Source organism: uncultured Porphyromonas sp. (assembly GCF_900541275.1).
Taxonomy (GTDB): Bacteria; Bacteroidota; Bacteroidia; order Bacteroidales; family Porphyromonadaceae; genus Porphyromonas_A.
In genome coordinates this window covers 1-21,920 of sequence record NZ_UQJH01000002.1, presented here as the reverse complement: position 1 = coordinate 21,920, position 21,920 = coordinate 1, and the positions used below count along the sequence as shown (strand labels likewise).

Sequence of the window (21,920 nt, the reverse complement as noted above, 5' to 3'; positions counted from 1 at the left end):
TTTCTTTGCAGCTGCACTCAGAGTGCTGGTCATTGTCACTGATCGGTGAGAGATCAAGATATGATACTCGTGACTCCTTAGGGAGGGCTTGACTGGAATCGTCAGCCAATGTGGACGATCGTGATGCCTGCTCCTCCGAGATCAGCACGCTCGTCCTCGTAGGAGGCGACGTGCGGGTGATCCGATAGCAGTTCGCGGATCGACTGACGCAGCGCTCCCGTGCCGGTGCCGTGGAGGATCCTGACGGTACTCATGCCGTAGCTCACCGCCTCGTCAAGAAATCCGGTCACTGCCCGGAGGGCTTCATCCACCCGTTGTCCACGACAGTCGAGGAGGGGCTTGAAGGCTAACCGACGCTCATCGGACTGCATCTCCACCACCTTGGGTGGCTCCTTGAGGATGATCGTCTGCTTGCGGATCGTGGGAGTGAGCTTGGAGAGTGGTACGGTGACGGTGATGCTTCCGAGGGAGACGCGTGCCTCCTTGCCCTTGATCTCGGTCACCTCGCCCACTGTATTTCCCCCCTCGAGTGTCACCCCGGTGCCGATGGTGATCGCCTCTCTTGATACGTTGCTCTTTTTCTGCTCCCGCTTCTCCTTTGGCTGCACCCTCTGCTCAAGTGAGGTGCGCTTATTGTCCAGCTTTTGCCGAGCCTTCCTTGTCCGCTCTTTATCTGCCTTGGCTGTCTTGATGTCGCGGATCGTCTTCTCCACCGCAGCGTTGGCTGATGAGACGATGTCCAGAGCTTCCTGATGTGCCTTTGAGAGGACGCTCTCACGCTTGGACTGGAGGGCGTCGAGCTTCTGCTGGAGTCGGATGCGCTCCTCCTCGAGCTCTCTCTCCCGCTTGTGTACCTCCGACCGCTTACGACCCCAGTAGGCCTTGTCGCGCATAATGTCCTGGAGGTACTTGTCCTGCAGCATAAAGTCCTCCCCCACCTGCTCTGAGGCGTAGTCAAGGATCACCTCCGGCAGTCCGATGCTCCTGGCGATCTCTATGGCAAAGGAGCTCCCCGGCTGTCCGATCACCAGCTGGTACAGTGGCTGGATCCGCTGTCGGTCAAAGAGCATCGCTCCATTGATCAGTCCGTCGTGGGTCGAGGCGTAGTCCTTCAGGTTGCCGTAGTGGGTCGTCACCACACCAAAGGCGCCCATAAGGCGGAATTGCTCCAGTGCACCCTCAGCAATAGCCCCACCGATGGTCGGCTCTGTGCCGCTCCCAAACTCGTCGATCAGCAGTAGCGTCCTGTCCGTGGCGTTGCGGGTGAAAAACTTGATATTCGTCAGGTGGCTCGAGTAGGTGGATAGGTCGTCCTCAAGCGACTGCTGGTCACCGATGTCGATGAAGATCTTGTCAAAGAGCATCATCACGCTGTGGTCCTGCATCGGCACAGCGAGACCACACTGTAGCATATACTGAAGCAGCCCTACAGTCTTAAGGGTAATCGACTTGCCTCCTGCATTTGGTCCTGAGACGATGAGGATCCGATCCTCCGGAGAGAGCTTGATGTCCAGCGGGACAAGAGATCTCCCCTCCTCCCTCAGGTGTCTCTCGAGGAGAGGGTGGCGTGCCTTCCACCACTCCATACGCTGCTCTCCCGTCTCGATCACCGGTACCACCGCATCCATTTCCCCGGCGAGGAGTACCTTGGCGTGGACAAAGTCGAGTATCCCGAGGATTGTGATGTCATCTCGCACCGTGTCGAGCCATGGCCGTAGTCGGTCAGCGAAGGCGTGGAGGAGTCGGAGGATCTCCTGCCGCTCCTCGCCCTCCTTCTCCCTTATCTCATTGTGCAGCAGCACCACCTCCTCCGGCTCTACGAAGAGAGTCTTGCCGGTCGCCGACTCCTCGTAGACGATGCCTCGGATGTCGCGCTTATTGCCGGGGTTGATCGGGAGGAGGAGACGACCGTCTCGCATCACGGCGGAGGCATCCGCGTCGACCCAGCCCTGCTGTCGGGCATAGCGAAGGACCCGCTGCATCGTGGCCCCAAGGGAGCTCTCGAGAGAGCGGATCGCCCGACGGATGCTCCGCAGCTCGTCCGATGCGCCATCAGAGATCTCCCCATCGTCACCGATCAGCCGATGGAGCTCCCGCCTCAGCTCCTCGAGTGGCTCCAGTCGCCCGATCAGTCGGTGGAGGAGCGGGTAGTCCTCCGCCTCATCTTCCGTGAGTAGCTTGGCGGTGTCTGCCGTGGCATCCAGCATTTCGCGGAGAGCGCGTAGCTGCTCCGGCTCCAGGTAGGACCCCTCCGGCCGCACGCCCTTGATCGCTGAGCGCAGTGTCCCGAAGCCCCAGGAGGGTAGGGCACGACTGTCGCAGAGCTCCTGCATCTCGGTCACCCGCCTCAGCTCCGTCCTCAGCTCCCTTGACGTGGAGTCCATAAAGTGCATCTGCGACACCAAGTAGCGGGACACTTCATTTGAGCAGTGGTGGAGTAGTCTCTCCCTGAGGGCGGAGAAGCCGAGCTTGGTCGACTCCACCTCCTCCACTGAGGGATAGATGGGAGACTTATCGTCGGTACGCTTGCGCATGGTCAGAAGAGGAATCGGATCACATCAGCCACATTGGCATAGATCATAAGGAGGAATAGCAGCCCGATGCCGACCAACTGAATGTAGTACACATACTTATAGGGGATCTGCCGCCGCGTGATCATCTCGATGAGGAGGAAGAAGATATGCCCTCCGTCGAGCCCGGGGATGGGGATAAGATTCATCACTGCGAGTATGATCGAGAGGAATGCGGTCATGGTCCAGAAGGATAGCCAGTTCCATACCGGCGGGAAGAGACTTCCGATGGTCCCGAGACCACCTATGCTCTTCGCTCCCTGAGGCGTAGCGACATACTTGAGCTGGTCCACGTACCCGGTCAGGAGCTGCCAGGAGCGGGAGACGCCCTTGGGCAGTGCCTCAAAGAAGCCGTACTCCTCATGTATTTTCCCGAAAGCCTTACCCGGATCGGCGGAGAACATGATCCCAAGCCCGTCCTCCGGATCAGCATAGACCGGTAGCTGGAGCATCTCCCCATCTCGCCGCAGGGTGAGGAGGAGCGTGTCTCCACGGAGCTCCTTCACGGCGGGCAGCAGACCGGAGAGCTTCATCGGTGTGCCATTGAGTGCCACCACCTCGTCTCCCGCCATGACTCCTGCGCGGGCAGCGTTGGATCCGGTAAGGACGGAGTCGGCTACACTCGGGAGGTCGATGTAGAAGAGTGCGCTATCGGTCTCCAGCATCGCCGGGATCAGGTCTACCGGTACGGCGAGGTCGACCCGACTCCCCTTTCGCACCACCGTCAAGGTCTCTGCATTGGCGATCTCCTGGACGAGAGTACCATCGAAGTACTTGATCTCCTTGCCGTCCAGCGCGTATGGGCGGTCACCATCCTGCAGTCCCATGCGGTGTCCTACGCTGGAGTAGGTGAGCGCATCGCCAACGCCCTCCATCGGTATGTGATCCACGCCATAGTGGTAGGAGAGACCCCAGTAGATCAGGATTGCCATCAGGACGTTGTTCAGTATGCCACCTGCCAGCACGAGGAGCCGCTGCCACTTTGGCTTCGCTCTAAACTCCCACTCCTCCGGCTCGCTTGGCACGCCTGTCTCAGCCTCCTGCTCATCGATCATACCCTCAATGGCACAGTAGCCCCCGAGGGGTAGCCAGCCTATGCCGTACTCGGTCTCGGACCCCTTTGGCTTCCACTTCCAGAGAGCAAATTTCCAGTCAAAGAAAAGGTAAAACTTGGAGACGCGGATGCCAAAGAGCTTGGCCCACAAGAAGTGTCCCAGCTCGTGAAAAAATACCAGCAGTGAGAGTGAGAGGAGTAGCTGAAGTATGCGTATGAGGATTCCCATATATGGATCTATGTGTGATTAATGTCGGGGGCTCCAGCCCTCGGCCAGCTTGCGAGTCTCAGTATCGCAGCCCTCGAGCATCTCGAGAGAGACGGCGTTACGCTGTGGCATACGGTCGAGACAGTGGCTGATCAGCTCGGGGATGTCCGTGAAGCGAATATCACCGCGGAGGAAGCGGCGGACGGCCACCTCATTGGCAGCATTGAGGACACAAGGCGAGGTGCCCCCCTCTTCGATGGCGCGGTACGCGAGGTCGATGCAGGGGAAGGCATCCCGTCGGGGACGCTCAAAGGTGAGACTGCTCAGCTGATCGATCGTCGGGAGATCCGTCAGGCTGCGGAGTCGGTGCGGAAAGAGTAGGGCGTAGGCGATCGGCACCCGCATATCCGGCAGTCCCAACTGTGCCTTGACCGCTCCGTCGCGGAAGCCCACCATAGAGTGGACGATGCTCTGCCTGTGGACACAGATGTCAATGTCACGGGGCGCTACGCCGAAGAGGTGGTGCGCCTCGATCATCTCCAGCCCCTTATTCATCATAGAGGCGGAGTCTATCGTCACCTTGTTGCCCATGTCCCAATTTGGGTTCCGGAGCGCCTGCTCTGGAGTCACCTCACGGAGTTGCTCCATAGTGAAGTCGACAAATGGTCCCCCCGAGGCGGTGAGGTAGATCTTAGCGACATCGCCATGCCTCTCGCCGACAATACACTGGTAGATGGCGGAGTGCTCTGAGTCTACCGGGAGGATTACGCCTGCATTCTCCCGCGCCATGCGGCTGATCAGCTCGCCACCGACGACCAGCGACTCCTTATTGGCGAGAGCCACCAAGCGACCATTCTTGATCGCCTCGATGGTGGGGTGAAGCCCCGCAAAGCCGACAATGGAGGAGAGTACGACATCGGTGTCGTAGGAGCCGGCTACCTCCAGTACCGCCTCACGACCCGCCTTTACCTCAGTGTCGGTGTCGCGGAGAGCCTGCTTGAGCTCCTTGTAGAGTCTCTCCTCACCGGTCACCACGACACGAGGACGGAAGCGGAGTGCCTGCTCCACAGCCACCCGCACGTTGGATCCAAATACAAGAGCCTCCACAGCCAGCTCATCGTGGTGTCGGTCGATCACCTCAAGTGCCTGGGTGCCGATCGATCCGGTACTCCCCAGCAGCGTAACTTTCTTCTGCGCCATATCTCTCTTATCTATAATACGGTCGCAAAGTTACCAAAAGATACCGCTCTCCAGTCCACTTAACCGTCGGCCGGGAGGGAGCCGAACGAATGCCCCTCCACACAAGCATCAAATTATTACCGGTACTAGTGATCACTATAGTCTGTATTAGTCCAAACTAATACCGATAATAGTCGAAGCTAATACCGGTATTAGAAATGATGGATTACTTCCCTCTGAGAGGCAGCCTATTAGGGCCTCTCAGAGGGATAGTGATTTTGGCACTCTGAGGGCTGTTTATTAGCTGTTGTTCTGCTGATTGGTTTGACTCTAAGTGTAGCTTAGTCGAGGAGATCGAGGGGAAGCCTCTTGTCCTCGGATCCTGAGTCCTCTTTCCTATCCACCGTTGTCTTGGACTTGGCGGGCAGCTTGACGTAGAATACCAAGTCCTCTTGGTCGATCCCACACTCGTCGAAGAGAATCTGCAGCTGGAAGCGCTTGCTGGTGTTACTTAGAGCAGTCTTCAGATAAACATTTGGACCAAGTCTCCTGAAGTCCAAGGGGTACTTCTGTCCCTCCAACGAGTCTGTGAAGTAGCTAAACTTATTCTCCGCACATAGTCTGCGGAGTTTCTCCGGGTATTGAGCATACAGCAGCTCGGCAACCTTGGTCAGCATCTCAACCCATAGACTGCACTCGTGTGTCTCACCTTGGTAAGAAAAGGCGGTGAGTATCTTGTACGTGAGACTCTCATCGTCACTGAGCCTGATCTCTACCACGTCGTCCTCCCTTGGGACAAACTCGGTCTCCGGCATCGGCCATAGCTGTATGAGTCGATCGTAGATCCACTCCTGCCTCCTTTGGATCGATGCCTCATCCAAGTGATCATAGGTGCAGACCTCTTGGGTGATGGCAAACTTGCTGTCCCTGTATCCCTTTACCAGCTCCCCCTTTGCCGTGACGTACCCGTTCTTTTTCTCGTCAAAACTCCGATTGCCGTAGTCTGAGTTGTATCCGGTGAGGGTGATATTTGCGAGAGTATGGAGGTACTCCGCATGTACTCTCTCGTAGTCCTCGCCCAGACTCTTCCGCCAGTCGGGGGTAAGCTTCTGAGGCATGATGTGCTCTATCGAGATCGTCCCCTCGACTAAGCCGCGGATGATGTCGATGCTCTCCTTCCCATCCTCGTTCTCCAGTCTCTCGAGGAGGAAGTTCCGGTAACTCTTCGTGATGAGATAGACCTGTCTCTTCCCGAGCTGATCCTTTAGCTCGGTGTCGTCCGGGAATTTCGCCTTCCCCGTCTTTGACAGGACGATATACTTGAGGACCTCATGGTAGGGTACCTGGCGCTCATCAGACTTCTCCCGCATACGGTAGACATCGCGGTGGAGCGTGCAGAAGATCTTAGTCATCGAGTTGGCCGGGTAGTCGCATATGATCCTCCTCGCCCACCAGTTCTCTATGATACTCAGCGCCTGGTACGCTTCTTCTGTCGATATAAGACCTTTGCTCCGATCGCTGAGGAGATCCATGTAGTAGGAGGAGCCAACCTCAGATCCAATATTACCCAGGTGCTGCAGCTTGGTGTTGAGAGACTTGTCACCCGTGTCGGCGTTAATGACCTGTCGGTAGTACCTCGAGTAGTACTCCATTTCTCTCATCTCCTCCTCCCTGCTGTTACTCTCAGAGCTGAAGTAATGCTTGAAGTCGTAGTACAGCCCCGACAGGCTGGCGATCCTTCCTGTCCTGATACTTAGGTAGTCTCTGATAAATCGTGTGGGATCAGAGCCGGTGTTATACTCGATCACTCGCCAGTACTTACGGTAGCACCGCTCCTGCTCCTCTGTAGAGAGGGACATAAGGAGGAAGTTGCGCACCTTATCTGCCTCACTTAGGTCGAGACCGGTAGAGTTGAGACTCTCAAAGATCATCTGAGGATCATCCTTGTCACTAAGGTATATGAAGATGATTGTCAGCCTAAAGAGTGCCTCCTTGATATCCTCCAGGGAGTGCTCTGCGGACTTTATACGCTGATAGAAGTATCTGTAGTTGGCTGTGAGATTGGACTCCTGGACAAACAGATCCTCAGGCATCGAGGCCAGAGCCCGCAGCGCTTGCCGGTCTTTCTCTATGGGGATCAGACGGAGCTGGTCCTTATTGTAGTCGATGAAGATATTATTGACCTCCAGCTCATCTATCTCTCGGGCATCGCAGTACGTGATGTCACCATTCTTGGCAGCTCTGCATAGTGCGATGATGATAAGGGTTATGGTGGTGATACGCTGCTGACCATCAATGATCAACCAGTCATCATTCTCTCCCTTGGCGACGATACTCCCAAAGAAGTGAGACGGGCGGTCAGGGTGCTTGACGAGATCCATCAGGTCCTTCCATAACTGCTCGCACTGATGCTCACCCCAGTCGTAATTCCTCTGGTATACAGGTATCCTGAAGGTCGAGTGATAGTTCCTCAGGCGCTTCATAATCTGCTCTGCGTTACCATCCATAGTTGTTGTTAAGTGTAAGTTGATGTAAGTGGCTATGCAAATGTAGTTATTTGTTGATTAGCCTCTTTCAGCCCGATGGTGCACGGATTGTGGTGTCCTCTATATTTCGAGTGCAATGACGGACTTAGCCATATCCTTGGCTCTGTTTCTGCTTAGATCAAAATGGATATTAGGGTGTTGAGGATATGGAGGAATAGGAAAATTGTAGTACATTTGCGGTCGCAAGTCATAATTAGTGCGATAACATTTACTTAAGACGATATAGCAATGAAACAGGGTATTCATCCGGACAACTATCGTGAGGTAGTATTTAAGGATATGTCTAATGGCGATATGTTCATTACTCGCTCTACTGTCGATACGAAGGAGACGATCGATGTAGAGGGTGTGACCTATCCTCTGGTCAAAGTCGAGATCTCCAGCAGCTCGCACCCCTTCTATACCGGTAAGGCTAAGCTCGTCGACACGGCAGGTCGTGTGGACAAGTTCCTCAATCGTTATGGTAAGCGTGCCGCCAAGAAGGAGGATCAGGCTGATAAGTAAGACCTCTTGCGATGTAGCTCATCGCACGCTTTTTTTCTAAAGCAAGACACCATAAGCGCTGACGGAGGCCGCAAGCCTTTGTCAGCGCTTTTTTGCACCCTATAAAAATATGCCTATCCACGATACCATCTGTGCCGTCACCACGCCTGCCGGAGTCTCCGCAGTCGGGATGATCAAGGTGTCCGGCCCCTCTGCCCTCTCGCTGGTGGACAGGATCTTCGTCCCTAAGCACAGGGACGCTGTATCACTCGCTCAGACGGAGGGTTACCAAATGGTCTATGGTCATCTTGTCGACCATACGACGGGTGAGATGATCGATGACGGGATGGCGCTCGTCTATCGTGCGCCTCACTCCTATACCGGTGAGGAGATTGTGGAGCTGACTTTGCACGGCTCGCCGCTGATCCTCTCGCTGGTGATCGAGCAGCTCTGTGCTGTCGGGGCGAGGGTGGCAGAGCGGGGCGAGTTTACCCGCAGGGCGGTACTAGCCGGGAAGCTGACGCTTGGTGGCGCCGAGGCGGTCAAAGATGTCATCTTGGCGACCAATCGATCTGCCCTCAGGATGTCGCTCACCCAGATGACCGGGCGCTTTGGCACCCGTGTCGCAGAGCTGCGTGACGGGCTGATCCGGATGGCTTCCCTGCTGGAGCTGGAGCTGGACTTCTCTGAGGAGGATGTCGACTTTGTCTCCCGCCCGGAACTGCTGCAGAGCTGCGAATTACTGCGGGCGGAGGTGCTCGCCCTCTCGGAGAGCTACCGGAAGGGGGAGGCGGTCAAGCGCGGCATCCCGATCGCTATCGTGGGCAGCCCTAATGTCGGCAAGTCTACCCTGCTCAATAACCTGCTTGGCGAGGACCGTGCTATTGTCTCCGACGTGGAGGGAACCACCCGTGACACCATCGAGGGACACTTGTTTATTGACGGACAAGAGTTTCGCCTCATAGATACCGCCGGACTGCGTGAGACGGATGACCCGGTGGAGAGCCTCGGTATCGGTCGGACGATCCGCGAGGTCGGCTCTGCACTGCTCGTCCTCTGGATGATCGATCCGCGGGAGACGACCGAGGCGGTGAGTGAGGTGTGGAGAAGGCTTCCCCCAGAGGCGCCCGAGGTGGTGGCGCTGCTCAATAAGTCCGATGAGACCACGGCTGAGGAGCGCCATCGGATGTCGGACCACCTCTCTTCGCTGGGCATCCAAGAGGTGATCGACATCATCGGCAGGGACCCCGGAGAGGCGAAGAAGGTGACCGACCTCCTCCACCGCCACTTTGCCAACCTCGTTGTCGCAGAGGGTGAGGTGGTGGTCAGCAACCTCCGCCAGGCGATGGCGCTCCGCCGTGCAGCTGATGGACTGGCGCGAGTGGAGGAGGGGCTAAGGGCCGATCAGCCCACTGTGCTGCTGGCTCAGGACCTGCGGGATGCCACGGCTGCGATGGGCGAGGTGATCGGGGATGTCGTCACAGAGGACCTCCTTGACTCCATCTTCTCCCACTTCTGCATCGGCAAGTAGGGACTACTGCCCATCCCTCGGAAATCATCACTAAGGCACTCTCAGATAGAGTGCCTTTTGTTTTGCCCAAACGCTCGTCCGTCACTGATTTCAGTCGCTTCTACGCCTATACTATCATCGGTCATTTCAGGGGTTACGCATTTGAGCATTAGGGTAATCATATATCAAGATCGGCTTATCCGTGAGGCACCCGAAGGGTGCTCGCTCCATAGGTATCGGTCATCCGCGAAGCGGTGACCGATGTGCCGAGACCCGCCTCAACTGCCTCGACCCCTTGCGGGTCGCCGAGCAAAAATCCCCCCTCCCTACGCCCTAGCAAGGGGTGCTTAGTTCCCCACTCTACACGATGAGATAGATGGCTACTGCACTCCTCAAGTGTGTCACCCCCTGTCGGTCATTTGTGTAGAGTATCAATCAATGCGAATAGCAGGTTCACTCAAAATGGTCGATGCCCCCTTCCTCTATGCTTTGCTCTTACTCTTGGAAAATACGTCACTTAGTATCTCGTCCATCCATCCATCGGAAGGGCGATAAAGGCGTTGAGCTCTGTGCGGCGCTCCTGCCACATAGGCAATCGCTCTGTTAGCAGCCGGATAAAAAGTTTATTATGATTAGACACTGTGAGGTGGCACAGCTCATGGATTACTACATATTCAATGCAGGGGACAGGTACTCGAGCCAGCTCCAGATTGAGTATCAAGTGACGCCTCTTAGTGATGCAGCTCCCCCACTTACGCTTCATTAGTCGGACCTCCCAGGTTAACCCCTCCTCGCCAAACTGCTTAGCCAATCGAGGCACCATCTCATCCAGTAAGGCTTTAAGTACGTCACGATAGTACTCTTGTAGCAATAGCTCTCTATTCCGCTTTGTCGTCAGCGGCTGCACACGCATCACCAGCCACTCTCCTCTTCGCTCCACGAAGTGTACTGTATTGGGCATCTCCTTTATCCTCAGGCGATACCTCTCCCCCAGTAGATAGTGGCTCTCACTACTCTTATACTCCCGCTTGTCTTGCCGTGCCTGCGTGGCGATCTCCTCCCTCTGTCTGCATACCCACTCCCATTTAGAGATGACAAAGGTATGTATGTCCTTTTCATCCAGATAGCTGGGTGCAGAGACATGCACCCTCCCATCAGGAGGATATACAGAGAGGTGAAGGTTCTTGATCTCCTTCCTCGTCACCTCTATCTCTACGCCATCAATGATCATCTTGCTTTTTCTTGATTTCCTCCGGGTGGGCTGCAATGATTCCGTAAGCTTTGACCGATTGTTTCTTATCTCCATGTAGCGTATCATCAAGCTTCTGCATCAGTGTTCTACTAAAGTTAGGATTGTCCTCAAATCCCGGTGCGGCATACCTTACAGCTGTCTCATATACCTTCAGTGCCAGATCCACATTATTCTCAAGATTATCATAAAGAGCCTTCTTCAGGTCACTATTTATCCGAGGATCAATGGACTCCTCACCATGCCTTAGAGCCTCGTTGATCTCCACTATCTGCTTCAGAAAATCCTTATACTCCAGTATTCCCTCCCTCATCTCCTTGAGCAATCGCTTGAGCTGATCAGAGAGACGCGCATACTCAGCGGGGTTTTGCTCCCGCTTGCGATTGATTACCCTACGGCTGTTGGCTACCAGAGTTTCCGCAACACCCTCCTGACCACCAAGTGCCTTTTCGTTCTTTTCATCCACTGTGTAATCCCCCTCCTTCTTGACAATCAAGTCAAGGAAAGAGAAGTCGTTCATCTCCTCCAGCACCTCACTTCGGTCAGCATCGATATACTGATCCAGTAGATAGCGCATCTCTGCATCATACCTTGCCATATCCACATAGTCGCTGCTGCGAAGTTGCACCGCCTTCAGGAGGTTGTAATAGTCCTGTACCTCCTGATGGATGGATTTACTCTCGACTTCGCTATATCCGGCATCCTCCATCACAGTTGCCAGGTCGGTGTATCTACGTATTAAACGATGGGTCATGTCATAGAAAGTGTCACGCCTCGTCCCAAACTCTATCACTTGGGCCTGCCTCTCTTCCTCATCGGCATCCGGCTCATAGCAGAAGTAAGCAAAATACTCCTCCTGCTTGCCTGTGGGCGAAATCCCCTGCAGGAGCATCTGCTCAGCTTTCAGCGCTTCATCCAGCTCTTTCTTGCCCTGCTCCAGCCGCCCCTTCATCAGCGTAGCAATCTCACTCTTTTCAAATCCACCTTCCGTGCTCTCACCATTCGTATAGTCCTCGATGGCTTGATTGATGAAGTCAAAAAGCTTCTTGTAGTCAATGATAAAGCCGTAGCTCTTCCACTCCCCATCCACTCTATTGACACGGCATATTGCCTGGAAGAGATTATGGTCCACCAGCTTCCTATCCATATAGAGATAGGTGGCGCTGGGAGCATCAAATCCTGTTAGCAGCTTATCGCAGACGATCAAGAGTTTCATCTCCCCAGGCTCCTCGATAAACCTTTTCTTCACAAGCTCTTCAAAGTCCGCCGGCTGTCTTCCACCCAACATCCTCAAGCAAGTGTCGTACTTAAATTGCTCCTCCGTCTTCCTCTCCCCGGTAAAGCTATTACTTAGCCCTGCTATTGGTTCGTAGCTCGTGACGACAGCACACTTCTGACCATATCCCTTTTGCTCAAAGACCGTCCAGTACTTAAAGCACTCGTAGATACTGTCACACACCAGCATCGCATTGCCATACCCCTTTTCCAGAGCGGGCTTAGTGCCCATGTCAAAGAGGATATCTCCTACGATCCTTTTGATTCGCTCCTCGCAACTATAGATGCCTTTCAGGTTGGCCCACCGCTTCTTTAGCCTCTCTTTTGCCGATGGATTAAGCCCCTTGGTCTTTCTCTCAAATTCCAGCTCCATCTTCACCTCGTCGCCAAGCCGCTGTGGCACATCACGAGCCTCGTACCTCAGGTCCAGCACGACACCATCCTCTACAGCCTCATCAAAGCGGTACGTATGGATATACCTGCCAAATGTCTCCTGACTGCTGATCCGTCTCTTCTCCTCAACCGACAAGAGCGGCGTACCGGTAAAGCCTATCAGCATCACATCGTCGCCCATGATCTTACGCATCGCCTTGTGTAAGATACCCCCCTGGGTACGGTGGCACTCATCCACAAAGACATAGAGGTTTCCCCTGGGGCGAAAGTCCCCGCCAAAGAGCTGTTCAATGTTGTCGCTCACCTCTTCCATCCACATCTCAGGCGACCGCTTGATCTTCCTTTCCCACTCGCTCTTAGCCTCATCGTCTCGCACTACGGAGGGGACAAACTTATGGATCAGCGTCGTGATAATCCATGGAGTAGGACTATTGAGCTTCCGGAGGAGATCGTTGCCACTGGTTGCTTGGTAGTCGCTCGTCTGGTAGTTCTCCGGTATCTGACCACTCTTTCGTAGCCCTTGGGTAATCTGCTTGTCGAGCTCATCGCGGTCGGTAATGATGACCACACGGCTGTCGCCAATATTCTCTCTTATCCACCGAGCCAGCCAGACCATCAGTAGGCTCTTGCCCGAGCCTTGAGAGTGCCATATAATGCCACTCTCGCCTCCTCTGTATATACGTTGCTGGGCTGCCTTGATGGCAAAGTATTGGTTGGGTCTGCATATCTTCTTGATACCACCATCATAGATGATTAGATCATGGATCAGCTCCAGGAGTCTCCACGGTGTCACCATCTGCAGCCACCCGCGGAGCAAGTCATCCTCCACCTCCCCATACATAGGGAATATTCCCTTGAGATCTTTGCTCTCTCCTGTCATCTCCTTCCACCTGAGGAAGTACTTCTCTTCCGTGGCTGTCGTGCCATAGTAGAGTCCCTCACTGCTGTTGCCGGCCAGCACCAGCTGAACTGTCGTGAAGAATTGTGGTATCTCGCCCGTTTGCTGATTGCGATAGCTCTGTCGGATGCCCTCCCTCACAGAGACAGACGAGCGCTTCAGTTCCAGCACCACGAGTGCAATGCCATTGACATACAGCACTATGTCGGGTCGGCGTGTGGAGCTGCTCCCACCACTGCAGCGTACGGTCACCTCCTCCGCCAGCTCGTAGATATTATTCTTCGGGTGCCTCCAGTCAATGTACTCCACCCGCTCACTCTGCTTACCTGCTCCGCCATACACCGAGATCCCATATCGGAGCAAATTATAGACCGCCTCACCGGCATCCTTCAGGTTTTCCCATCGATCACAGCCGCAAGCCTCTTTTTTCAGCTCTTTGATGGCTCGCTCAGCAGTCTCTTGGCTCTTCTCCTGATGAGATACAATCCACTGCTTCAGCACCTCCTCGCGGATATTTCCATTCTCCACCCCACCGAGGTCTCCGATATACTTCACCTCCGGTAGATACCAAGCAGTGATCTGCTTCACCTGCTCCTGAGATACTCGCTCCGGGTCAATGATTCTCTTCATATTAGACGCACCTTACCCGTTAATAACTCCTCTATGGCTCCTTCTTTCATCTGCCGATACTTTTCTATCTGCTCTTCCAGTGCCTCAATCCCTTGATCCATATTGCTCAAAATATCCGCTATCGCTGATTGTTCTTCTACTGATGTTGGTATCATAACATCCAAATTTAGCATACGTTTTCCACTTATATGAACAATTGTAATACCTTGAGCCAAAGCGGTTATTTCATCCTTTAATAGTCTTATAATATATGCCATAAATAAGCTATCCATCACTTGTTTAGGGCGTAAAACTATTATGTCGCCTCCAAGTCTTACTCCGTCATATTGCAGTGCTGAGGCAGTTGCTAGATCTTCACCAGATGTTGTCGTAGATGCAGGCATTAGCACATCTCCTTTCTTAGAAAGGACCCCTTCTTCTAGATCAGTATACGAGACTACTAACTGAATATTCTCTTTATATGTTGTAAACAATTGTCCATATAGGATACAAGGATACTCCCCCTTGTCACCCACGGCTGACTTTGACAGACCATTACCTCTGACAAATGAAAACAGCTCGGACAATGACCTTTCTTGCCAAGGGGCGGTGAAGCCGGGGAGGCGGGTAGAGCCTGATAGAAGGGCGTGCATAGTGGCGGCCTTGACCTGCTTCTTCTTCTCCAATAGAGCGACGAGGTTATCAATATGCTCATCAAAATGGCTTAGAACTTCCGCTATCCGCTTTTGCTCCTCAATTGGAGGTTTTAGCACAGCAGTTCCTTTGAGGTCGCCTTTTGTGACTGAATATACCTTGGTTCCTTGTATAAGGGGTAATAACTGACTATGGAATGATTTGGAATTAATAAAATATCCCAGAAACTTAGGCGCATATTTCTGCGTTGGTCTCAAGGCAAAGGTGTGGAGACCTGCCTCCACTTTCCATTCCCCAATATTTTGAATCTCACAAGACTTTCCAACTGTTTCGTCCTCGGCAGTATCTGCCATGACTATATCACCATCGATTAGATATGGCTTCGCATTACGTCTTATGCCCGTATTAATGAAAGGCAATGTTGATTTTTCAAGATTCAGCACTTCGGAGAATCTAACATGCACATCACCATAATGAACATTTAAGACAGATCCCTTATTTGTTAATTGACCTCGAGACAAAGTATTATTAGTAATAAACTTAAATCCGTCACCAATCGTTGCTATCTCCCAGTCGTGTGGTATAAGCCCTATGTCGGTCTGCTTAAAGTTAGTCTCTTTTCGTGCCATAGCCTTAGATGTCAAAACCCAGTTTACGTAAGTCATTAAGCATAGCCTGCTGAGACTCCTCCACAACTTTCTCCAGCTCGGGCAGGGTAGTCTTGTATCGATCAGTTAGCTCATGCAGCTTTGCGATAGCACTTTGGAGGCTTGAGTCCATCAGAGAGTCCAGTCTTTCCCTGATCTCAGCCAACCACTTGTGGTATAGCACCGTATCCCGCACTTGTGACTCTGAGAGCTTAGGGTAGAGAGACTCTATCTCCCGGGTTAGTTCTTTTATCGTCGCCTTTAGAGCATCATTATACTTTTTCTTCTTGTCAGCCAGTGCAATATATCGTTTCCACGCCCTCAGCTCCTCCGGGGTCTGCTCCTTCTCCATCCCCTTCTTTGATTCCTCCTTATAGAGTGCACGGACGTTTTTCTCTACCACCTGATCTTTGTCATTGAGTGCGCGGGCAAATAGCTCTTCATCCTCAGCAATCAATTGGGATATCTCCTCCTCTTTCTCTCCTGTCTGTCGCTCTGCCTCCTCTATCTTCTCCAGTAATTGCGGGAAAAACACTCTTGCCACCACAGAGGTAGGCAATAGATCGCACTCCAGCTGGTCGTAGGTATAGGTCTTACGGGGGGTGTTATTCTTGCCAAGTGGCACCTCTGCCGAGACTCTCCAGCCATCACGACTAATCAGGTAGAGATCATCCTGCATCGTCTCCGCCCAGTATTCCATCAGCGCTTCGTATACCTCATAGGGATCCACAAGCGTAGGGTGTGCTTGGAAAGTCTCAAGGATCATGTCGCTAAGCTGTGAGATGATCTGCCCGGGCATACACCCTTGCTTTATCTCCGTCATTAACTTCTCGAGCACGTCTTTCCACTCGTCAAAGGCAGTCGCGTAGCGAGCCTCCTGAGACTTGTAGGAGCTGTCCGTAGTGATGGCCCTCTCTATGTCCTCGCTTGCCAATGGCGTGGGCTCTACATAGCCCTTCACGGCTGCAGGCTGAAGCAATCTGTCGTACAGTGTGGGGCACACTTCCCACAGCCGCTCCAGCACGGCAAGGTCAGCCTCCGGGATGCCGCCATGCAGGTGAGCGTAAAGGTCATGTGGCACATCGCGCTCTCGAGGAGTGATGTAGCGCGTGATATTGAGGTTGTACTCTTGATCGGCTATCTCCTCATAGCTCACCATACGTGAGAAGTGTGGTACATCCTCTTTGGCACGCCACACATCAATGATCCTGCGGATATCCTCTTCCCGAAGTCGATTCTTGGCCCCGTCCTTCCGAAAGCCATCCTTGGCATCTACCATATAGATACCCTTAGACTCCTTAGTCATCGACTTGTCGATGACGATGATGCAGGCAGAGATCCCGGTGCCATAGAAGATATTGGGAGGCAGTCCGATGATGCCTGATATGTAGTGGTTGTTGATGATGTTTTGACGAATCTTGGCCTCCTCTCCACCTCTGAAGAGCACGCCGTGAGGGAGGAAGCAAGCAGCCTTGCCATTGGGCGCTGTGGAGCGGATCAGGTGTAGCAGGAAGGCATAGTCACCATTGCCATTAGGAGGCAATCCTATTTTCTCATCATTTTTGCTCCATCGACCGAAGAGGTCATCGTCCTGTGCCGACTTTTGCCACCCCTTGACCGAGAATGGAGGATTGGCGACACAGTAGTCAAAACCGTCTCTGGTATTACTGTCCTCAAGGTGGTGTGGTGCATTGAGCGTATCTCCCAGCCTCAGGTCGTAATTATCCATGCCGTGGATGATCATGTTCATCTTGGCCATATTGAGCGTGGAGAGGTCTTTTTCCTGCCCGTAGAGTGCCGTCATGCCTGCTCGCGACTCATCAGCGGCTCTCAGGAGTAGGGATCCGCTGCCCGCCGCCATATCGTAAATGGTGATGAGTCGCCTAGAGTCCGCCTCAATATTGAGGAGCTTAGCTGCGAGACGGCTCGCCTCTGCCGGGGTGTAAAACTGTCCCTTGGACTTACCACTCTGTGTGGCAAAGTTACGCATCAGATACTCGTATGCATCGCCAATCAGGTCGTCATCTGCTGCACGATTGCTACTGAAGTCAAGCTCGGGCTTCTGAAAGATCCCGATCAGATTGCTCACGGTGTCTACGAGGTCCTTCCCCTTACCCAGCTTATCCTCATTATTAAAGTCCGCATTGCTGAAGAAGCCGATCCCGAGGTGGTACACCTTGGCGATCTCCTCGAGCTTCTTATTGAGCTGATCACCGATACCTACTTGATTCTTAAGCTTAGCGATGTCATCAAAGCTACATCCCTTGGGTACCTTTATGGCGTAGGGATCACTTTTCTGCTTATCGCTAATGTATTTCCAGAAGAGCATCACCAATACATAGTCCTTGTATTGCGATGCATCCATACTCCCCCTCAATTCGTCACAGCTCTTCCACAGCGCGCTATATATTGCAGACTTCTTTACCGCCATAGTTATCTCTTTTCCCGTTGGGTATTCAGTAGCTGCCTCCCCACCTACAAACTTACCAATACAGCCGTTCTCCTACACAAAAAACAGCGTGTTGCGAAAGGAGGACTGTAAGATGCAGTTGTGATTTGCCCATCGCCTAAATTGCGTGCCGCTCTCGCTCCGCACTCGGAATCCTATGGCTAATACCATATCAAGGGCATAGAAAGTTGTCTGATAATTCTTGCCATCGGAGACAGTTGTCAAGTAATCTTTGACAACTGAATTCTCTTGTAACTAACAATCCTTCAGGATGTTAGATGTGTGCGTGTTGATGTCGGGGATAGAGGTGGCAAAAAAACTCTGCCTGTTGGGTCGTAGAAGGGGGGGCTCGGCGACCCGCAAGGGGTCGAGGGAATAGGGGCGGGTATCGGCACATCGGTCATCCGCGAAGCGGTGACCGATGCCTATGGAGCGAGCACCCTTCGGGTGCCACACGGATGGCACACCTATGATTACCCTACTGCTCAAATGCATCACTCCTGATGTGTTCTATCCCATCAGTCGCCGGACATTGCCATAAATTGACTAATTTTGCGAAAGACAGAGGGGGAGACGGAGCTAACACCCGATGCTACATTCATCAAACCACTTAACTATAATCAAAATGAATCTTAGGAAGATCATCCTGACGGTAAGCGTTGCCCTCACAGCAGCGACTATGCTCTCCGCTCAGGAGCAGAGACCTCTCTGGATGCGCTATCCCGCCATCTCGCCCGATGGCAAGGAGATCGCTTTCTCCTACCAGGGGGACCTCTTCAGCGTCGCCACGCAGGGTGGCACGGCACGGCGCCTCACCACATCAGAGGGATATGACTACAGACCCATGTGGAGCCCCGACGGCTCCAAGCTCGCTTTCGTCAGCACCCGCACCGATGGCCGAGAGGACATCTATGTGATGGATGCCCGTGGCGGTCAAGCGAAGCGTGTCACAACGCACAGCACCTCCGAGACGCCTATCTCCTGGTCACGGGACGGCAAGTATATCCTCTACGCTGCCCACATCCAGGACCCCGCCTCCAGTGCGCTCTTCCCCGCCCGGTACTACAACGAGCTCTACCGCATCCCTGCCGAGGGGGGACGGACAGAGCTGGTGATGCCCACCCCGCTCTCCGCCGGTGTACTCCTCCCCGATGGATCCGGTCTGATCTATGAGGATCATAAGGGAATGGAGAATGAGTGGCGCAAGCACCACACCTCCTCCGTCACGAGAGATCTGATCCGGTACGACTTCAAGTCCCGGAAGTATACGCCCATCGTCACCTGGAAGGGTGAGGATCGCAATCCGGTCCTCTCGCCAGACGGCCGGACGCTCTACTTCCTCAGCGAGCGTGGTGAGAAGAGCTGCTTCAACGTCTTCTCTGCCAGCGTTGACGGACAGAATGTCAAGCAGCTCACCTCCTACACCGACCACCCGGTACGCTTCCTCTCCTCTGCCGCCGACGGCACCCTCTGCTACGGGTATGACGGCGAGATCTACACGATGAGAGCAGGTGGTCAGCCACAGCGCGTACAGGTGAGCATCCTCAGCGACTACGTCGAGGAGCCCGAGCAGGAGATTGCACTTCGCTCAGGCATCACCTCCGCCTCCATCTCGCCTGACGGCAAGCAGGTCGCCTTCGTTATCCGCGGTGAGGTCTTCGTCACCTCAGCCGACTACACCACCACGAAGCGCATCACCAATACCCCCGCCGCCGAGAGTAGTGTCACCTTTGGCGACGACCGCACGATCGTCTATGCGAGCGAGCGCAATGGCAAGAGTGACCTCTACGTCGCCACGATCAAGCGGAGTGACGACCCGGACTTCCCCCACAGCACGCTGATCGATGAGAAACTCTTCATCCCCGGTGACAAGTCGGAGAAGACCTGCCCCCAATTTGCCCCCAATGGCAAGGATCTCGCCTATCTCAAAGACCGCAGCCGCCTCGTGATCTACAATACCGAGACGAAGAAGGAGCGCGAGATCACCGACGGACGGCATCAGGTGGAGCGCGACGGTCAGATCGACTTCACCTGGTCGCCCGACAGCAAGTGGATCGCCATGAGCATCGTCGACAATGGACACAACCCCTACTACGACGTCGCCCTCGTCAGTGCGACCGAGGCTAAGCCTGTGATCCACAACCTCACCCAGTCCGGCTACTTCGCCATGAGTCCCCGCTTCGTGATGGACGGCAATGCGATCATCTACACCTCCGAGCAGTACGGTATGCGCAACCACGCCTCCTGGGGCTCGATGAATGACGTGATGATCGTCTTCCTCAATCGCGAGAGCTACGACAAGTTCGTCCTCGACGAGGAGGAGTACAAGCTCCTCTCCGAGGCGGAGAAGAAGGCTAAGGAGCAGGAGAAAGAGCAGGCTAAGAAGGACGACAAGAAAGCCGATAAGAAGGATGACAGCACGAAGGATATCCGTGTCGAACTCGAGAATATCGACCACCGCATCCTGCGCCTCACGCCCGTCTCCTCAGAGCTTGGCGACGCCTTCATCACCTCTGACGGAGAGACACTATACTATATGTCTGCCTTTGAGGGTGGATACGACCTCTGGAAGAAGGATCTACGCAAGGGCGACGTAGAGCTGCTCAAGAAGCTTGATGGCCCCTACTACAAAATTATGCCCGACCGCAAGGGCGACAAGATCTTCATGATCGGCTCAAGGGATATGAAGAAGATGTCCCTCCCGGGCGAGAAGATAGAGTCCGTCGCCTTCGACGCACGCATGAAGCTCCGTCCCGCCGATGAGCGTCGGTATGAGTATGACTACGTCCGTCGCGAGGAGGGCGAGCGGATCTTCTACGAGGACATCACCAATATCAATGGCGCCAACTGGCCCAAGCTGACCGACCACTACGAGAAGTTCCTGCCCTACATCACCAATGATCAGGACTTCTCCGAGATGCTCTCCGAGCTCCTCGGCGAGCTGAATGTCTCCCACACCGGCAGCGGCTACAGAGGTCCTGTCAGCGGACCCTCTACGGCCGAGCTGGGACTCTTCCTCGACTGGACGCCCTCCGACAAGGGACTCAAGATCGACGAGGTGGTCATCGGTGGTCCCTTCGACACCTTCCGCTCCAAGGTCGAGGCCGGTGACTACATCACCGCCATCGACGGTGAGGAGATCGGTGCCAAGACCGACTTCTTCCCCCTCCTGAGTGGCAAGATCGGTCGCGAGACCCTCATCTCCCTCTACTGCCCGGAGAGCGGTGCACGCTGGGAGGAGACGATCAAGCCCATCTCCTCCGGCAAGCTCAGCGACCTGCTCTACAAGCGGTGGGTGGCTCAGCGTGCCGATGAGGTGAAGAAGCTCTCCCAGGGCAAGCTCGGGTACGTCCACATCCCATCGATGGACGATGAGAGCTTCCGCAAGGTCTACTCTGATGCGCTCGGTAAGTACTACAATTGCGACGGTATCGTGATCGACATCCGCAACAATGGCGGTGGTCGCCTCCACGAGGACATCGAGGTACTCTTTACCGGGACGAAGTATCTGGAGCAGATGACGAAGGGTCGCGACTACTGCCCCATGCCCTCGCGTCGCTGGACCAAGCCGAGTGTCATGGTCACCTGCGAGGCCGACTACTCCAATGCCCACGGCACTCCCTGGGTCTACCAGACGATGAAGATCGGTAAGATCGTCGGCATGCCGGTACCGGGGACGATGTCGAGCGTCAATTGGATCACCCTCCAGAACCCCGCCATCTACTTCGGCGTACCCGCCATTGGCTATATGACGAAGGAGGGCTACTACCTCGAGAACCATCAGGTAGAGCCGGATGTCAAGCAGCCCATGGACTTCACCGAGGCACTGCAGGGTCGTGACACCCAGCTCAAGCGCGCCGTCGAGGTACTTCGCTCCGAGATGAAGTAACCTCACACCCCACATACCTCAGGAAGCCCTGTCGGAGACCCCTCCGGCAGGGCTTCTGTCGTATACTGAGGAGTGTACTCATAGTTAAAAAAATGCGGTGTGGGGGCTCTTGTATGGCTCTGAGGGGTGGCAGGGAAGGTAGTCGAGCTTTCTCGGGCAACACTAATACCGATATTAGAGATCACTAATATCGGTATTAGTGAAATCTAATATCGGTATTAGAGAATTCTTTTATCGGTATGCGATTCCTGGAAAAAGTACACAGTTGATTGAATATTACTAGGACTGTATACCGGTCATTGGATTA

Annotated in this window: 11 protein-coding genes and 1 pseudogene; 3 read left to right on the top strand and 9 right to left on the bottom strand. The window is 54.1% G+C overall.

What is annotated here, in order from left to right:
• Positions 1-101: 101 nt before the first annotated feature.
• From QZR17_RS02370 to QZR17_RS02355, 4 genes are all read right to left on the bottom strand, one after another.
• A complete protein-coding gene (locus tag QZR17_RS02370; RefSeq protein ID WP_297127187.1) occupies positions 102-2,534 on the bottom strand; it encodes a Smr/MutS family protein in 2,433 nt (810 codons plus the stop codon).
• Positions 2,535-2,536: 2 nt separating this feature from the next.
• Positions 2,537-3,853 (bottom strand): RIP metalloprotease RseP, encoded by a 1,317-nt coding sequence (gene rseP, locus QZR17_RS02365; RefSeq protein ID WP_297127184.1) that lies wholly within the window; start codon positions 3,851-3,853, stop codon positions 2,537-2,539.
• 18 nt (positions 3,854-3,871) lie between these two features.
• The gene (gene dxr, locus QZR17_RS02360) at positions 3,872-5,032 is read right to left on the bottom strand and encodes a 1-deoxy-D-xylulose-5-phosphate reductoisomerase (protein WP_297127181.1); all 1,161 of its coding nucleotides are present in this window, start codon (positions 5,030-5,032) and stop codon (positions 3,872-3,874) included.
• Positions 5,033-5,352: 320 nt separating this feature from the next.
• Positions 5,353-7,518 (bottom strand): DUF262 domain-containing protein, encoded by a 2,166-nt coding sequence (locus QZR17_RS02355; RefSeq protein ID WP_297127178.1) that lies wholly within the window; start codon positions 7,516-7,518, stop codon positions 5,353-5,355.
• Positions 7,519-7,785: 267 nt separating this feature from the next.
• Here QZR17_RS02355 and QZR17_RS02350 point away from each other — a divergent pair, with 267 nt between their 5' ends.
• Together QZR17_RS02350 and mnmE are read left to right on the top strand one after the other, a co-directional pair.
• Positions 7,786-8,061: a type B 50S ribosomal protein L31 gene (locus QZR17_RS02350; RefSeq protein ID WP_070465111.1), complete on the top strand. Its 276-nt coding sequence runs from the start codon at positions 7,786-7,788 to the stop codon at positions 8,059-8,061.
• A gap of 109 nt (positions 8,062-8,170) precedes the next feature.
• Positions 8,171-9,571 (top strand): tRNA uridine-5-carboxymethylaminomethyl(34) synthesis GTPase MnmE, encoded by a 1,401-nt coding sequence (gene mnmE, locus QZR17_RS02345; protein ID WP_297127175.1) that lies wholly within the window; start codon positions 8,171-8,173, stop codon positions 9,569-9,571.
• A 496-nt stretch (positions 9,572-10,067) separates the two neighbouring features.
• Here the strand turns inward: mnmE and QZR17_RS02340 are convergent, their stop codons facing one another.
• The 5 genes and pseudogenes from QZR17_RS02340 to rhuM form a co-directional block, all read right to left on the bottom strand.
• Positions 10,068-10,781, bottom strand: a complete 714-nt coding sequence (locus QZR17_RS02340; protein ID WP_297127172.1) for a SprT family zinc-dependent metalloprotease — start codon at positions 10,779-10,781, stop codon at positions 10,068-10,070.
• Positions 10,771-13,995, bottom strand: a complete 3,225-nt coding sequence (locus tag QZR17_RS02335; protein ID WP_297127169.1) for an HsdR family type I site-specific deoxyribonuclease — start codon at positions 13,993-13,995, stop codon at positions 10,771-10,773. The genes QZR17_RS02340 and QZR17_RS02335 overlap by 11 nt, the downstream gene beginning before the upstream one ends.
• Complete coding sequence (locus QZR17_RS02330) at positions 13,992-15,257, bottom strand: restriction endonuclease subunit S (RefSeq protein ID WP_297127166.1); 1,266 nt, start codon at positions 15,255-15,257, stop codon at positions 13,992-13,994. The genes QZR17_RS02335 and QZR17_RS02330 overlap by 4 nt, the downstream gene beginning before the upstream one ends.
• 4 nt (positions 15,258-15,261) lie before the next feature.
• Complete coding sequence (locus QZR17_RS02325) at positions 15,262-17,706, bottom strand: N-6 DNA methylase (protein WP_297127163.1); 2,445 nt, start codon at positions 17,704-17,706, stop codon at positions 15,262-15,264.
• A gap of 72 nt (positions 17,707-17,778) precedes the next feature.
• Positions 17,779-17,955, bottom strand: a pseudogene (gene rhuM / locus QZR17_RS02320) (RhuM family protein); the annotation flags it as partial.
• Between the two features lie 394 nt (positions 17,956-18,349).
• On the opposite strand from rhuM, the gene QZR17_RS02315 reads away from it, so the two are divergent.
• The gene (locus QZR17_RS02315; protein WP_297127160.1) at positions 18,350-21,613 is read left to right on the top strand and encodes a S41 family peptidase; all 3,264 of its coding nucleotides are present in this window, start codon (positions 18,350-18,352) and stop codon (positions 21,611-21,613) included.
• Positions 21,614-21,920: the final 307 nt, after the last annotated feature.

Coding starts and splice junctions, on each gene's coding strand:
- QZR17_RS02325 (WP_297127163.1), bottom strand. CDS start 17,706: ATGGCGGTAAAGAAGTCTGCAATATATAGCGCGCTGTGGAAGAGCTGT.
- QZR17_RS02335 (WP_297127169.1), bottom strand. CDS start 13,995: ATGAAGAGAATCATTGACCCGGAGCGAGTATCTCAGGAGCAGGTGAAG.
- QZR17_RS02330 (WP_297127166.1), bottom strand. CDS start 15,257: ATGGCACGAAAAGAGACTAACTTTAAGCAGACCGACATAGGGCTTATA.
- QZR17_RS02315 (WP_297127160.1), top strand. CDS start 18,350: ATGAATCTTAGGAAGATCATCCTGACGGTAAGCGTTGCCCTCACAGCA.
- QZR17_RS02355 (WP_297127178.1), bottom strand. CDS start 7,518: ATGGATGGTAACGCAGAGCAGATTATGAAGCGCCTGAGGAACTATCAC.
- QZR17_RS02370 (WP_297127187.1), bottom strand. CDS start 2,534: ATGCGCAAGCGTACCGACGATAAGTCTCCCATCTATCCCTCAGTGGAG.
- QZR17_RS02350 (WP_070465111.1), top strand. CDS start 7,786: ATGAAACAGGGTATTCATCCGGACAACTATCGTGAGGTAGTATTTAAG.
- mnmE (WP_297127175.1), top strand. CDS start 8,171: ATGCCTATCCACGATACCATCTGTGCCGTCACCACGCCTGCCGGAGTC.
- rseP (WP_297127184.1), bottom strand. CDS start 3,853: ATGGGAATCCTCATACGCATACTTCAGCTACTCCTCTCACTCTCACTG.
- QZR17_RS02340 (WP_297127172.1), bottom strand. CDS start 10,781: ATGATCATTGATGGCGTAGAGATAGAGGTGACGAGGAAGGAGATCAAG.
- dxr (WP_297127181.1), bottom strand. CDS start 5,032: ATGGCGCAGAAGAAAGTTACGCTGCTGGGGAGTACCGGATCGATCGGC.